This is a genomic window from Salimicrobium halophilum, from assembly GCF_900100295.1.
GTDB lineage: Bacteria > Bacillota > Bacilli > Bacillales > Halobacillaceae > Salimicrobium > Salimicrobium halophilum.
The window spans coordinates 164,789-178,724 of the sequence record NZ_FNEV01000004.1 but is presented as its reverse complement, the minus strand read 5'-3'; the positions used below and the strand labels follow the sequence as shown (position 1 = coordinate 178,724).

Below are 13,936 nucleotides of genomic sequence, written 5' to 3'. Positions count from 1 at the left end.
CGTCATGTATGAACATACCGGAGAAAAAATACGACAGTTGCGGAAGAAAGTCGGGATGTCTCAGGCATTTCTTGCGAAAGATGTATGTTCACAGTCGGAAATCAGTCGTATCGAGCGGGGATTGAACGAACCCTCCTACCAGATGCTGTGGTCCATTTCCAAGAAGTTCGGTATAGATATCAATTATTTTCTTGATGAACAGTCTCTGGATCGAGAGGATTATTTCAGAGAAGTCCAGGAGCTACTGGAGAATGCGCGTCGCGATCGGAATTATGAACTCATCGAGGAAATCGTGGATCAGGAATCGAAGAATCCTATTCTCCAGAAGGGCAACAGGAAAAGATATCTGAAATGGCACAAAGGAATGGCCGTCTATCATTTGCATAAAGATGCTGAAGGGGCAGTGGATCTTTTTCTTGAATGCCTGTCGAATATCGATTTGGACCTGTTGATTACGGAACTTGATATGAACGTTCTCAACAGTATCGGCATCGTCAAAAGAAATGAAGGAGAACAGAAAGAGGCCGTCTATTACTTCGAGAAAGCGTTGAAGATCCTTGATCGGATGTCTTCTCTCCGCAAGGAACGTATAGTAAGGAAAGTCTATTATAACATCTCCAAAGTGCATACGGATTTAAAAGAATACGAACAGTCCAACCGTTACTGTGAAAAAGGCCTTGCTTTATGTATACGCGAGGAGGACATGTTCTTATTCGCTGAATTCCATTATCAGCTCGGAAGAAACCACCTGCTGCTAGAGAATGAAGAAGAGGGGCTGAAGTACTGGGAGAAAGCGAGAAGCGTCATTGAATTACAGCAGAAGACGAATCTTTTGAAATTTATAGAAAAAGAGATCGAAACGTATCGCTCCAAAGGAATCATTGAATAATATGCATATGTTCATATTTTCAAGGGGATTGGGGTGAATGGATAAGGGAGAACCGTACGTTCGTTCATAATGGTGAACAATGCCCCTTCACACCCTTTTGCAAATAAGAGAAGAAGAGGTATACTTAAAAAAAGAAAAGAGGTCTTTCTCTTATTACCCAACTCTCCCTTACTATAAGAGAAAGCGGGCCGTATCTCTCTTTAGAGAGGACGGCCTGTTTGTTTTGATAAGGTCCTGTGCGATATAATGGGAACAAAGAAGTGAGATCAGGGAGGTAGAAAGCATGGCTGAAGACAAGAATAATGGATTCAATATATTGAGTGGAGATTCTACCGGTGGAGACGGCAGTTACGGCGTCGGGATGATCAACCTGGACAACATTTCCCCCGTTATCGTCGATCCCCAGGAAGAGAGAGCTTATATCGACATGGAAGCGTTGCACGCACGCAGCAAAATAGAGAAGAAAGTGCGCTTCAAGCCGGATAAAGAACCGCTTGTCGAACCGAACCTGTACTGGATCGTCTGGGTCGCTACACAGGTAGGCAACGAAGGTCCCTATATCTATGGCCTGGGTGCCTGTGAATTGCAGGTATCTACCGAAGAAGGTCGCAGGATCAAACCAGGCTACAAATCGATGCCGGAGCATGTGAACAACATGGATAAGTCGCTGAAAGGGAAAGTCATCGCCGAGCATATGGATGAGAAATCGAAAGGGATTCTTGTGAAGTTTCTTGAGGAAGAACATAAGGAGCTTTGGGAGAATTCGAGAGATGAAGTGAAGGATGCATTGACGAAATAATAGTACTACGTAAAGAAGGTGTTCCCGGCTGCCGGGAACACCTTTTTTTATTGGCCAAAAAATTCTTTTGCTTTTTGTAGATAAGGCTCGTCTTCTTCGATCAGGTCTTCTTCGTAATAGATCGCCTCGACCGGGCAGACCGCTTCGCATGCGCCGCAGTCGATGCAGATGGCAGGATCGATGTAGAACATGTCTTTGCCTTCTTCGATGCAATCGACCGGACATACGTCCACGCATTCTCCGGATTTTTCTTCTTTGCATGGGGCTGTAATGACGAAAGCCACGGGGATCCCTCCTTTTATGAAAGCTCCAAAGTCCGTTTGCGGACATGAAGAGCGATTTTGCGGACCTTAAGCTGTATTTTGCGGACGTTCGACAATATTTCGCAGTCATCTGCGGACCCTGGCCCGGTTTTTGCGGACCTGGCCGTAATTTCTAAGCGGGATGACTCCGCTTTCCTCACATTTTAACACAGATTTTACGAGGAGCGTTTCTCCGTTTTGCTGATGACATTGGTACCGACGAGGTCTCCGGTTACGTTCAGAGCGGTCGCTCCCATGCCGACGAATACATCAACGGCTGTCAGCAATGCGACAGCTTCCATCGGCAGCCCCACCTGACTGAAGACAGTCGCAATCATGATGATCCCGGCGCCTGGAACACCTGCTGTTCCGACAGAAGCCAGTGTGCCGACAATGACGACTTGGAGAACACCGGCGAAGCTCAGCGGGTCACCGATGACATTGGCTGCGAATACGGCGGATACGGCGATCCGGATTGCGGCCCCATCCATATTGATGGTTGCCCCGAGGGGAAGGCTGAAGCCGTACAGACTTTTATTCAAGTTCAGCTGATTCGCTGCGTTCAGCGTAACAGGCAGCGTACCGGAGGAACTTTGCGTGACAAAAGCAGTCAGCATCGGTGTGCGTGCTTCTTTGAAAAAGCCGCCGAGCTTCGTCTTTGTAAGCAGAAGGATGCCGACATAGATGACGAGCTGCACAAGAAGGGCGACATATAGCACGCCGATGAATCCTCCGAGTTCCTGAAGCGTGTTCACGCCTTCCTGTCCGACAATACCTGCGATGATAGCAGCGATACCGATCGGAACGTACTGCAGAATTCCTTTCATGACTGTCAGTGTCAGTTCGTTCATCGTATCGATAATGTCATAAAGTGCTTTCGCTTTTGCTGCGAATTGGTCGGTACTCCTCAGGTAAGCGATGCCGATTCCGAAGACGAGAGCGGTGAAAATGATTCCGAGAAGGTTCATTTCAGAGAAAGCCATGACGATGTTATTCGGAACGATATTCAAAAGAACCTGAGTGACGCCAGGGTTTTCAGGTACTTCGAACGTTTCATCTCCACTCAACGAGAGTCCTGTACCAGGGTTGAATAGACTGGCGACGGATGTACCTACGATGATAGCGAGTGCGGAAGTGGCCAGGTAATAGATGAAGACCTTTCCTCCCATACGCCCCAAGTTCCCGATCGTCGTCTGGTTCACCCCTACGATAAGCGTGAATAGAATGAGCGGAACAATGATGAATTGAAGCAGACGTAGCAATAGATCCCCGAACGGAGCAAGAACACTCGCCTGCTCACCGAGAAGAAGTCCAAGAATGATACCTATGACGAGTGCCACAGTAATTTTCTTGATGAGAGATGTATGAATATATGAATGCCAAAGTTTTTTCATTAGTATCCTCCTAATCCTTATTAGTTTAGTATGCATTAAACTACAATAGCCGAAAACTCTTCCTCTGTCAAAACAATGAGCTTACGTTTGTGAGCCTAGGAATGGTGGTATTTTCTTACTATGAAAGTGTTTCAAGATAGGAGAGGTTCTATGAGCGTCACACAAGGGGTGCTGTTATTACTTATCGGCTATATTGTGTTCACCATCGATAAGAAAAAGAAGAATGTTCCGGTTCCCGTTCTATTACTCATTATCGGAATCGGATTGTCTTTTATACCATACTTTTCTTCCATCGAAGTGACGGAGCGTATGATTTACGATCTGTTTCTTCCCGGGATTCTGTTCGTCTCCGCCTATAAGTATTCGACGAAAGCGATCCAGAGACACGCTCCGGTGCTCGGAACCCTGAGTACGGTCGGTCTTGTGGCGATGGCGCTGCTATTAGGATTGTTCATTTATGGAATAGCCGGCTGGTTTGAGAGTATCACGCTGCTAGGTGCGATGCTGATCGCATCTATTCTTACACCTACGGATCCGGTATCAGCGGTGTCCGTGCTTGAGGAAGCGGCAGACGAACAGATCGCCGAGGTCGTCGACGGGGAATCGATGATCAATGATGGGACGAGTATCGTGTTGTTCACCGTGCTCGCAGGCATTTATACCGGAGAACGTTCCTTTGATCTCTTCAGCTTCCTCGGAGAGTTTTTATATGTTTCCATAGGAGGCGTAGTGGTCGGTGTCCTGTTCGGATGGGTCTGTTCCAAAGCGGTACATATCACCCATCATCGCGATTACCAGGTCATGTTGAGCATCATTATCGCCTATGGATCCTTCCATGCAGCTGAACATATCGGAGTATCCGGAGTGTTGGGGACGGTTGCCGCTGGTATCATGCTCAGTTATGAATTCGATCATACGAACAAAGAGGATCATTTCCGGGAAGCGTTGTCCGGCTTTTGGAACGTTGTGGAGCCTTCCCTGCTTGCGCTCATCTTTCTTCTTATCGGCATAGCGATTACTCCTTATCTTGCTTCCGCATACTGGGGACTTGCTATTCTTATACTGATTGCATCCATCGCCATACGATTTCTGATCGTTTCTCTCGTTCTTAAAGTCTTTCGAAGGTGGAGGAGATTGGAGACGACGAAGCAGGCGTTTCTCGTTTCGTGGGCAGGAATACGTGGAACGATGTCCGTATTTCTTATCTTGAGCCTTCATGCAAGAAGTCCGGAAGAAGCGGGAGCGCTGTTGTCCATCAGTTTTTCTGTCGTTTTCCTTTCCCTCGTCATTCAAAGTGTCGGCGTGTATCCGTTGTCGAAATGGTTGGAGTGATTCTATATGAAAAGAAGCAGGCACTGCCGATATGGCAGGTGCCTGCTTCTTTAGTTTGTACGATATTCAAGCTTTCGCTTCTGCCGTCGTCTGTACACTCTTCCTTTTCTTCGATCCTTTGATGAAGAACGCGAGAATGAATCCGACAAGAGATATGATCGCTGCAACGATGAAGGAAGCATTCACCCCTTCGACCATACCAGATGCTCCCTCACCGGGAAGTGCTGCGCTGGACATGACGGATACGAGGAGTCCGGTACCTACGGCTCCTGAAATCTGTCGCATCGTATTGTTCATAGCTGTTCCGTGTGGCATCAGTTTATCCGGTAGCTGGTTGAGACCTGCCGTAGTCACCGGCATCATGACCATCGCGATTCCGAACATCCGGGCAGCATTGACGATCGCAAGGTAGGCGAACGTCGTTTCCACGGTCAGAGACGTGAACAGGAAGTTCGTAATGGTGAGAAGGCCGAGCCCAGGGATAGCCAGCCATCTGGCACCGAATTTGTCGAAAAGCTTTCCGGTGATCGGGTTCATCATTCCCATCAGGGCCGCTCCTGGAAGTAGCATGAGGCCCGATTCGAGTGCAGTGAATCCGAGCATGTTCTGCATCAATATCGGCAGGATGACGGCTCCTCCAATCATGGACATGAATACGACCATACCGAGTGCTGTCGTAAGCGTGAATACGCCGTATTTGAAAATGCGGAACTCCAGGATCGGCTGCTCGAGCTTCATCTGTCTATTGATGAACATCGTAAGCGTGATGGCTCCGACGATGATCGGTAAGTATACCTGTGGTACGAGCCACCCTCCGACATTTCCGGCAGTACTGAAACCATAAAGAAGTCCGCCGAACCCGAGTGTCGACAAGGCGATGGATAGTGCATCGATTTTCGGGAAGGTCTGTTTGGTTACGTTTTTCAATATGAAATAAGCAACGATGATATCGATAATAGCAATCGGCAGAACCACATAGAAGACACTTCTCCATGGGAATTGTCCTACGAGATAACCGGAAAGGGTCGGTCCGATCGCCGGTGCGAACGCGATGACGAGTCCGAACATTCCCATAGCGGCTCCCCGTTTTTCAAGTGGGAATACGAGAAACAGAATCGTCTGCATGAGCGGCATGATGATTCCTGCCCCTCCGGCCTGGAGGATACGTCCCGCCATCAGAATAGAGAAGTTCGGAGCCAAAGCACATACGATCGTACCGATGGTGAATGTACCGATGGCCGTCAAGAATAATCCTCTGGTTGTAAAACGTTCAATCAAAAAGGCCGTGATCGGAATCATGATTCCGTTGACGAGCATGAAGACCGATTGCAACCACTGGGCTGTGTTAGCACTGATCCCGAGATCCTGCATGATCGGGGGAATTGCTGTCGATAAAAGAGTCTGGTTCAAAATAGCGACGAATGCCCCGGAGATGAGAACGATCATCAGCGGGACTTTGTTAATGTCTGGGCGTCCTTGTCCATCCGCCATAGTTATGCCTTCTTTCTTCCTATTTATTAGTTTTTTTGTGAACAGGAAAATATTATAGCAGAGCTTCCTCTTCAAGTTAACTAATATGCATAGTTCAAGCAAATTACTCTGCGCAAAGTATATCTCGTAGTATACTTGTAGTTGAAATAAAGGAGGATGAAATCATGAGAAAACTTACTGACAAAATTGCTGTTGTAACCGGCGGTGCTTCAGGGATGGGAAAAGAAATGGTGAAACTGTTCCAGCAGGAAGGGGCCACGGTCATAGCGGCAGACGTGAATGAAGAAGGACTGAAAATCGTGGGGCAGTGGACGGATGTTCAGGGGATCAAACTTGATGTATCTTCAGATGCAGACTGGAAAGAAGCTGCGAAAACTATATATGAACAACATGGGCAGATCGACATTCTCGTTAACAATGCAGGAATCACCAGCGAAAAACCGGCGGAGGAGACGACGGTGGAAGATTGGGAACTGATGATGAAAATCAACAGTTTCGGTCCGTTTGCGGGCATGAAACATATTGCACCACATATGGCCGAACAGGGCAAAGGGTCGATCGTGAACATTTCCAGCTTCACGGCACAGGTCGGTCTCGGCTTCAACAGTTATTCTGCTTCCAAGGGAGCCGTACGTGCCATATCCAAAGCGGCAAGCACAACCTACGGAAAACAGGGGGTCCGTGTGAACGCTGTATTCCCCGGAGTGATCGAGACTCCTATGACGAAAGATCTGAAAGAATCCGGGGGAATGCTCGAACAACTCGAAGCGGCGACACCACTCGGAAGACTGGGGCAGGCGGAAGATATAGCGAAGGCTGTCCTGTTTCTGTCTTCTGACGATGCCGCCTACATTACAGGTGCTGAGCTTGTCATTGATGGCGGGTTTTCCGCTCAGTGAGGAATCGCTGTCCTTTTCGAAGGGCAGCTTTTTGTATATGATAGGGGAAAGATACGTAACGGGAGGATTCGGGAATGTCGATGAAAATACTTATTATGGGGTTATTGAAAGAACGTCCACGCCACCCCTATGAGATGAAACGGGCGATGATCGATCAGAAATGGAATAAACTCATCTCTATCACGGACGGGAACCTCTATCACAATATCAGACGCGCGGAGGAACGGGGGAACATTCGTGGTATCAAGACCGAAAAGGTGGACCAGCGGCCGAATCGTACCGTGTACGAGCTGACGGAACAGGGGGAGGAAGAGCTGTCGGATATGATTGTGGAAGTCTTCCGGAATCAGAAAATGGATGTAAGCCTTGTGTATCCGGCTCTTCTCTTTGTGAGATATTCCGATAAATCTCTGGTGGAACAGGCGTTACGTTCGTGGGCGGCGGACCTGGATGCCGAATCTGTTGCCGATGCTTATGCTCCGCCTGCCTATCATATCGTGGAACATTTCGAACAGAGAAAGAACCTCGACAGAAAGTGGCTTTTGGAAGTCGCGGACTGGATCAAAGACGATTAAGGAAGTGTAGAACCTGCCGATAATAAAAGAAAAAGGAATGGCGGGGGAAACACATGCTACAATTGTTCGGCAGAAAAAAGGAAACGGCAGTGGCTATGGTAGAGAAAGAAGAAGTAACGGGAAGAATGGAAGTGGAAGTGGGCTCGGATCTGGAGAAGCAGTTGAAGATGATCCATATGACAGAAGAAGATCTCGGGGTTCTTCAAAAGTTACAGCCTATCTTTGAGGAACATATCGATGGAGTCGTCGATCAGTTTTATAAAAATCTGGAAAAGGAACCTTCCCTGATTCGTATCATCAACGAGTACAGCTCGACGGAACGTCTGAAAAAGACGCTGACCCGTCATATACATGAGATGTTCAGCGGTGTGATCGATCAGCAATTCATTGAGAAGCGTCGCAGAATTGCAGAGATGCATGTACATATTGGTCTGCTGCCGAAATGGTATATGGCTGCTTTTCAGGATATGCAGTTATCCATGTTCACTGCGCTGGAAGGTGCTGACTTGTCCTTTGAGGAATATCGCCGTGGTATTCGCGCAGTCACGAAGATGCTCAGCCTGGAGCAGCAGATCGTATTGGATTTATTCGAAGAAGGCAATGCCAGAAGTCGTGAACAGGTTGCAGAGAGCCAACGGGAACGTTCATACCGGGTGGAAGCGACCGCTCAGGAGTTGGCCGCGGTTACGGAAGAAGCGAATGGATCGACGGAAGATATAAAAAGACAGAGTGAATCTATCCTGAAAGACGCTAAAGAAGGAGCGGAAGTCAGTGAAGAGGTCGCCAACAAGTCGATGGAGAGTAAAATGGAACTCGACGAACACCAGAAGCAGATGGCCGAAATCAAAGAGAGCATCCGACAAATCGCTTCTGAGACAGAGGACCTGAAAGGTTTCGCCGATAAAATCGGAGATATCGTGACAATCGTTTCGAGTATTGCCGAACAGACGAACCTCCTATCGTTGAACGCTTCCATCGAGGCCGCGAGAGCAGGGGAGTATGGAGCAGGCTTCTCGGTAGTTGCGAATGAAGTCCGAAAGCTTGCCGAACAGACGAAGTCTTCCGTTTCAGAAGTCTCCCAACTGGTGGACGCGACGAATGGTCAAATACACAGCGTCTCCGGAAGAGTGACCGAAATCGACGGGATGATCGGAAGCGGTGTGGAGAAAATAGAGCATATCAATGATTTCGTACTTGATATCGTGGATGCCATGGGTAAGAATTATCGCTCAAGCATGAATGTGGAAACGAAATTGAAAGAGTTTACGGCAATCATCGAGGAGATCAATGACGCCGTTACTCAAGTCGCTTCTTCCTCCCATCATCTATACGAAATGACAGAAGACATGAAAAACCAGCTGTAACCGGCTGGTTTTTTCATTTTCAAGAAAGGATCTTTGGAATGAGAGGGAATTATAATCGAAAAAAGCGCCTTTTGCACAAGTCCGAGTGCAAAGGGCGCCATTATTCTTATAGCGGATTCTCTTCTTTTAGTGGAGGATGGGTGTTTCCGTACCCCTTTTCTCTCAAGTGATGTCGGAACAGCATCATGATCAACAGATGAGCATTGGCCTGGGTATACTTATATACGAACCATGGTACCGAAGGCATATACTCATGAATGGCGATGATCAGTTCTTGTTTGTGCGGGATTTTACGGAATTCGAGACGACCTCTTGTGTTCTTTTTCGAATCCGTCAGCAATCCGCCGGTGATGTAATAAAGCGCACGGTCTGTGGTGCTTCTTTCTTTGGAATAAGAAAGTTCAAGCAAAGGTTTCTCACTGAAGGAGGTACCGATACGGCAGCAGTACTCATCATCAACGGTTGTGCGCACCCACGGGTTCAAGAAGGATTCGAGCCATTCGACGTAATAGAGGGCAGTACTATCCGCTGTCTCTCCTGCCGGTAAAGAGACCCTTTGAACGGAGCGCACATCCTGTTTCATCGATGGAAGCTCCGGCAGCTTCAGGCGTATGCCATCCTGTCGTTCACTTTCAAGGGCTTCTTTGGCAGACTCTTCGAAACTGATCTGCCCGTTACTCACTCCTTCGACGTAATTCTCTTTCTGCACAATCATCGGATGCTTCAAACTCTCGATCAGAGGATAGACGATTTCTTTGGAAGCTCCTGTCACCATACTTACCCAGAGTCTTGAGAGGTTGACCGTGATAAAAGGGAAAGGGATGGCTTTCGGGTTCTTACCCATAACGTCGGCGGTCTTGAGCATCATGTCCCAATACGTCATGACTTCCGGTCCGCCGACATCGACGGATTTGTTCGCAAGATTCTCGTCCTGCAGTCCTTTGTCGAGTGCGTTCAGGACGTCGGGGAGAGCAATAGGTTGGGTTTCCATGCGCGTCCATTTCGGTAAAACCATGAACGGGAGACGTTTCACCAATTTAGAAAGAATCGGGAAAGAAGACCCCTTAGGTCCTACAATGAGCCCGGCACGGATAGCTGTCACCGGGGTACCGTAAGCCCTAAGAATATTTTCGACTTCAAGGCGACTGCGTAAGTGCCTGGATAGAGGTTCATTATCTTTAGGGATGATTCCTGTCAAATAGACGATGCGTTTCACATTCTGTTTCTTGGCGGCCTGTGCGAAGTTATCGGCGAGGATGACATCCATGTCTTCGAACGACCCTTGTGTCAACTTGGCTGAAGGCATCATGGAGTGAACGAGGTAGACAGCGATGTCCGCTCCTTCTAACGCTTTCTCCGCATCCGCCATCGAATACAAATCACAGGAACGCCACTTCACATGCTCTGAATCTTCGTAGTTATCCCCGTTTCTCGAAAGGGCGATGACATCCGCCTTCTCTTCGATTTTCTTGAGCAGGTTCTGACCGATATATCCACGTGCCCCGGTCAAGGCGACAACAGGTCGTTTACTCATCATGTCACTCTCCTTTTTCCTACTCTTTCCCTTTTCCGAAAAAGTGAAACGGAGTCAGATCCATCCTTTCTCCTGACAGCGATGGATGGCTTCGATCCGGTTCGTGACTTCCAGTTTATCGAGAATGATAGAAACGTAGTTGCGGACCGTAGCCGGGGTGATGAACAGCTCAAGAGCAATCGCTTTTGTGCTTTTTCCTTCTGCCATCAGAGAAACGACCTGATTCTCACGTTCGGTGAGGGGGCTTTGAGGAGTGAAGGCGAGATCGATCAATTCAGGATCGTACACTTTTGCTCCTCCATGGATTTTCCGGATGGAAGCGGCCAGGTCTTCACTCGGGCTGTCCTTCAGAAGATAGCCATAGACGCCGGCATCCTGGGCCCGCTGGAAGTAGCCGGATCTCCGGAACGTAGTGAGAATGATGACTTTGGAAGGATGGTCCTTCAATTCCATTGCCGCATCCAGGCCGTCTTTTTTCGGCATTTCGATATCGAACATACAAATATCGGGTTCGAGTTCGCGTGCCAGGCGCAGGGCTTCTTCTCCGTCTCCTGCCTGGCCGACGACTTCGATTTCTTCTTCAAGGTCAAGAAGAGTAGCGAGAGCTCCGAGCAGCATACGCTGGTCTTCTGCAATAATCATTCTGATCATGAAAGACGCTCCTTTTGCTTAATAATGGTTGGTACGTGAAAAATGAGACGTGTAGGGTTGTGTTTTGTTACTTCGATGGAGCCATTGACGAATTCGAGACGTTCTTTCATCCCTCTCAGGCCACTGCCTTCTGAGAAGTCTTCCTTTCTGAACCCTTTTCCATCGTCAGTTACCGTAAGAGATGTTTCTTCCCGGCAATGTTCTATAGAAATGTGACAGGAAGTCGCGTCGCTGTGCTTAACGACATTCGTGATCGCTTCTTTCAGACACATGCTCAAGGCATGTTCGATGAGTGGAGGAAGTTTCCGTTCAGAAGGATCTCCTTCTTCTTTGAAATCCATTCCTGCCGTCTCGATCATCTGACGGGACCGGAACCATTCGTCTTCGAGAGAAGCTACTCTCATATCCGAGACCATTTCCCGGACTTCTTTGAGAGCGGTCCGTGCGGTTTCGTGAATATCTTTCATCTCTTCTTTCGCCTGGGACGGTTTCTTTTCGACAAGCTTATCGGCGAGTTCACTCTTCAACCCGATCATCGACAGCTTCTGCCCGAGCGTATCGTGCAGATCCCTGGCAATCCTTTCTCTTTCTTCAGTGATCATAAGCTGGGATATACGTTCATTGGCATCTTCGAGTGCTTCCTCCAGCTTCTCCTGATTCCTTCGATAGCGGACAGTGAACGGAAGAAGAATCACTCCGATGAGGGCAATCGTCACGAACGGCAGATAAGGGAATAAAGAGTCCATCTGCAGGAAGAAGGTGAGCACCGTTGCCACGAAAGTCGTCACCAGATGCACCGTATAAAGGGCGACGAAACCACCTAAATGACGGATGCTACCTATGAAATAAGCGAGGAACAGAGCGAAGTATACGTACCCGAATAGAAAAGTCATGACGAGACTGATGATGATTTCGACACTGACGAATACATAAATCATCCGGCTGTCCGAAGAGAAAGAGAGTCTGTAACAAAGGAAGAAGATGAACGTCATCAGGATTCCGAAAATGATTTCCAGGACGGAGGAGGATCTGAAAATGAAAAAGAAAGGGAGCACACAGAAGATGATCCATATATAAGCACCGAGGCCGGTGTGTTTAGGTAAGATGTGATACCAGTGTTGCATTGATGGGTCGCTCCTTTCTTCGGGTAATGGGTCATGTCCGGTGGTTTATGCGATGGTTTTTCAAAATGCGGACCTTACGGACGTTTCTGCGGACCTTTTACGAGCTTTCTAAGCGGGGGGATTCCGCTTTTCTTTACATGTCTAGCTATGCCATCCAGAAGCCCGTGTCACAAGCAGTGATTTCTTTTTCAGGGAAAGACACCTGAAAAGAGAAACCCCTGCTTATGCCAGACCTTCTAAGCGGGATGGCTCCGCTTTTATTTTCATGTCTAGTTACGAAGCCCAGAAGCCCGTAATATAAGTAGCCAACCCCGTTTCGGGAAAAATCGCCCGAAGCCAGGCTCGGCTACTTATATTAGAGCTTCTGAGCGGGCTTCTTCACTTTTCTTTTTATATTACCACAACAGAAGAGGCTGCCCCATAGTAAGAGCAGCCTCCCTGGTTACATATTATTCTGAAACTGTCTGTTTTTAAGTAACGGCTTGATTTCCCTGAAGGATACGAACGTTTTGTTCGTCGTGTCATACAGGCGGAATCGTACCGATTCGAGACTCGTCAGCAGCGTGATCGTCGTCGCGTGCTTCAGAGGCGGAGTGGATTCATGCGCTTCTTCGAGTTTGTAGTTCGGAACCCTCGGGCTCAAGTGATGCACGTGGTGGAAACCGATGTTTCCGGAGATCCACTGCAATACTTTCGGCAGACGATAGTACGAGCTTCCGTCCACGGCTGCTTTGACGAAGTCCCACTCGGATTCGTCTTCGAAATAGGAGTCTTCGAATTGGTGCTGGACATAGAAAAGCCAGATGCCGAGCATGCCTGATACGTAAAGGATTGGCAGCTGTACGAGAAGGAATGCTTCCAGTCCGAGCGTCCAGATGATCGTTCCGTAAATGAGCACAGCAGAAATATTCGTCATGTACGTATTGATCCGTTCTTTGCGCTTGGCCCCTTTACGGTTGAAGCGATTGGAGATAAGAAACAGGTAAATCGGTCCGAACCCGAACATGACGATAGGGTTCCGGTACATACGGTAGACGAATCGCTCCCACATGGACGCTTCTAAGTATTCTTCTACGGTCATCACCCAGATATCTCCGGTTCCACGCTTGTCTAAGTTTCCGCTCGTAGCGTGATGGATAGAGTGGCTTCGTTTCCATTTATCAAAAGGAAATAGCGTGAGGATACCGCTGATAATCCCTATTGTACGATTAGCCTTTTGGCTCGGTAGAAAAGAAGAATGCGTGCAGTCGTGGAAAATGATGAAAATCCGTACGACGAAAGCACCTGCGAGTGTAGCGATCGGTACTGCCAACCAAGCAGAAATCTCAAGTGCCATATATGCGAGTGCCCATAGTCCGACGAAGGGCAGAATCGTGTTGATCAATTGGATGACTCCAGCTCTGGTGTCAGGTTTCGCGAAGGCGGCAACGCTTTTTTTGAGCTGTTTCTGTTTATCTTTTTCCATGGTCGTTCCCCCTGTTTTGTAATGTTTCTTCTATCGTACCCAAACTTAGGAGCAGGTATAAGACACAAATGTCAGGAGTTATCCGTGATAAATATCACGGGTGGATTAATGTGTTCA

The 13,936-nt window shown here is 48.0% G+C and carries 13 protein-coding genes; 6 read left to right on the top strand and 7 right to left on the bottom strand.

Features of this window, described 5'->3' with window-relative positions; all coding sequences use genetic code 11:
* Positions 1-4 precede the first annotated feature (4 nt).
* A complete protein-coding gene (locus BLQ44_RS08060; protein WP_093193385.1) occupies positions 5-889 on the top strand; it encodes a helix-turn-helix domain-containing protein in 885 nt (294 codons plus the stop codon).
* A 283-nt stretch (positions 890-1,172) separates the two neighbouring features.
* Positions 1,173-1,688: a YwhD family protein gene (locus BLQ44_RS08055; RefSeq protein ID WP_093193384.1), complete on the top strand. Its 516-nt coding sequence runs from the start codon at positions 1,173-1,175 to the stop codon at positions 1,686-1,688.
* A 47-nt stretch (positions 1,689-1,735) separates the two neighbouring features.
* Here BLQ44_RS08055 and BLQ44_RS08050 read toward each other — a convergent pair whose 3' ends face one another.
* Positions 1,736-1,972, bottom strand: coding sequence for an indolepyruvate ferredoxin oxidoreductase subunit alpha (locus BLQ44_RS08050; RefSeq protein ID WP_093193383.1), 237 nt, complete (start codon positions 1,970-1,972; stop codon positions 1,736-1,738).
* A gap of 194 nt (positions 1,973-2,166) precedes the next feature.
* Positions 2,167-3,384: a dicarboxylate/amino acid:cation symporter gene (locus tag BLQ44_RS08045; protein WP_093193382.1), complete on the bottom strand. Its 1,218-nt coding sequence runs from the start codon at positions 3,382-3,384 to the stop codon at positions 2,167-2,169.
* Positions 3,385-3,534: 150 nt separating this feature from the next.
* On the opposite strand from BLQ44_RS08045, the gene BLQ44_RS08040 reads away from it, so the two are divergent.
* Positions 3,535-4,716, top strand: coding sequence for a cation:proton antiporter (locus BLQ44_RS08040; RefSeq protein ID WP_093193381.1), 1,182 nt, complete (start codon positions 3,535-3,537; stop codon positions 4,714-4,716).
* A gap of 66 nt (positions 4,717-4,782) precedes the next feature.
* Here BLQ44_RS08040 and BLQ44_RS08035 read toward each other — a convergent pair whose 3' ends face one another.
* Positions 4,783-6,207, bottom strand: coding sequence for an MDR family MFS transporter (locus BLQ44_RS08035; RefSeq protein WP_093193380.1), 1,425 nt, complete (start codon positions 6,205-6,207; stop codon positions 4,783-4,785).
* A gap of 164 nt (positions 6,208-6,371) precedes the next feature.
* Here BLQ44_RS08035 and BLQ44_RS08030 point away from each other — a divergent pair, with 164 nt between their 5' ends.
* The 3 genes from BLQ44_RS08030 to BLQ44_RS08020 all read left to right on the top strand — a co-directional run bounded on the left by BLQ44_RS08030 (position 6,372) and on the right by BLQ44_RS08020 (position 9,045).
* Positions 6,372-7,106, top strand: coding sequence for an SDR family NAD(P)-dependent oxidoreductase (locus BLQ44_RS08030; protein WP_093193379.1), 735 nt, complete (start codon positions 6,372-6,374; stop codon positions 7,104-7,106).
* 74 nt (positions 7,107-7,180) lie between these two features.
* On the top strand, positions 7,181-7,681 hold the full coding sequence (locus tag BLQ44_RS08025; protein ID WP_093193378.1) for a PadR family transcriptional regulator: 501 nt from the start codon (positions 7,181-7,183) through the stop codon (positions 7,679-7,681).
* 53 nt (positions 7,682-7,734) lie between these two features.
* On the top strand, positions 7,735-9,045 hold the full coding sequence (locus BLQ44_RS08020; protein ID WP_093193377.1) for a globin-coupled sensor protein: 1,311 nt from the start codon (positions 7,735-7,737) through the stop codon (positions 9,043-9,045).
* A 106-nt stretch (positions 9,046-9,151) separates the two neighbouring features.
* Here the strand turns inward: BLQ44_RS08020 and BLQ44_RS08015 are convergent, their stop codons facing one another.
* The 4 genes from BLQ44_RS08015 to BLQ44_RS08000 form a co-directional block, all read right to left on the bottom strand.
* On the bottom strand, positions 9,152-10,579 hold the full coding sequence (locus tag BLQ44_RS08015) for an NAD(P)H-binding protein (protein WP_093193376.1): 1,428 nt from the start codon (positions 10,577-10,579) through the stop codon (positions 9,152-9,154).
* A 54-nt stretch (positions 10,580-10,633) separates the two neighbouring features.
* Complete coding sequence (locus BLQ44_RS08010; protein ID WP_093193375.1) at positions 10,634-11,230, bottom strand: response regulator transcription factor; 597 nt, start codon at positions 11,228-11,230, stop codon at positions 10,634-10,636.
* Positions 11,227-12,354 carry a sensor histidine kinase gene (locus BLQ44_RS08005; RefSeq protein WP_093193374.1) on the bottom strand — a complete coding sequence of 376 codons (1,128 nt, stop codon included), beginning with the start codon at positions 12,352-12,354 and terminating at the stop codon, positions 11,227-11,229. Before BLQ44_RS08005 ends, BLQ44_RS08010 begins: the two co-directional genes overlap by 4 nt.
* Before the next feature lie 442 nt (positions 12,355-12,796).
* Positions 12,797-13,819 (bottom strand): fatty acid desaturase, encoded by a 1,023-nt coding sequence (locus tag BLQ44_RS08000; protein WP_093193373.1) that lies wholly within the window; start codon positions 13,817-13,819, stop codon positions 12,797-12,799.
* Positions 13,820-13,936: the final 117 nt, after the last annotated feature.

Bases quoted from the DNA above. Each gene is read 5' to 3' on its own strand.
- BLQ44_RS08060 (WP_093193385.1), top strand. From the start codon at position 5: ATGTATGAACATACCGGAGAAAAAATACGACAGTTGCGGAAGAAAGTC.
- BLQ44_RS08055 (WP_093193384.1), top strand. From the start codon at position 1,173: ATGGCTGAAGACAAGAATAATGGATTCAATATATTGAGTGGAGATTCT.
- BLQ44_RS08045 (WP_093193382.1), bottom strand. From the start codon at position 3,384: ATGAAAAAACTTTGGCATTCATATATTCATACATCTCTCATCAAGAAA.
- BLQ44_RS08040 (WP_093193381.1), top strand. From the start codon at position 3,535: ATGAGCGTCACACAAGGGGTGCTGTTATTACTTATCGGCTATATTGTG.
- BLQ44_RS08035 (WP_093193380.1), bottom strand. From the start codon at position 6,207: ATGGCGGATGGACAAGGACGCCCAGACATTAACAAAGTCCCGCTGATG.
- BLQ44_RS08030 (WP_093193379.1), top strand. From the start codon at position 6,372: ATGAGAAAACTTACTGACAAAATTGCTGTTGTAACCGGCGGTGCTTCA.
- BLQ44_RS08025 (WP_093193378.1), top strand. From the start codon at position 7,181: ATGTCGATGAAAATACTTATTATGGGGTTATTGAAAGAACGTCCACGC.
- BLQ44_RS08020 (WP_093193377.1), top strand. From the start codon at position 7,735: ATGCTACAATTGTTCGGCAGAAAAAAGGAAACGGCAGTGGCTATGGTA.
- BLQ44_RS08015 (WP_093193376.1), bottom strand. From the start codon at position 10,579: ATGAGTAAACGACCTGTTGTCGCCTTGACCGGGGCACGTGGATATATC.
- BLQ44_RS08010 (WP_093193375.1), bottom strand. From the start codon at position 11,230: ATGATCAGAATGATTATTGCAGAAGACCAGCGTATGCTGCTCGGAGCT.
- BLQ44_RS08005 (WP_093193374.1), bottom strand. From the start codon at position 12,354: ATGCAACACTGGTATCACATCTTACCTAAACACACCGGCCTCGGTGCT.
- BLQ44_RS08000 (WP_093193373.1), bottom strand. From the start codon at position 13,819: ATGGAAAAAGATAAACAGAAACAGCTCAAAAAAAGCGTTGCCGCCTTC.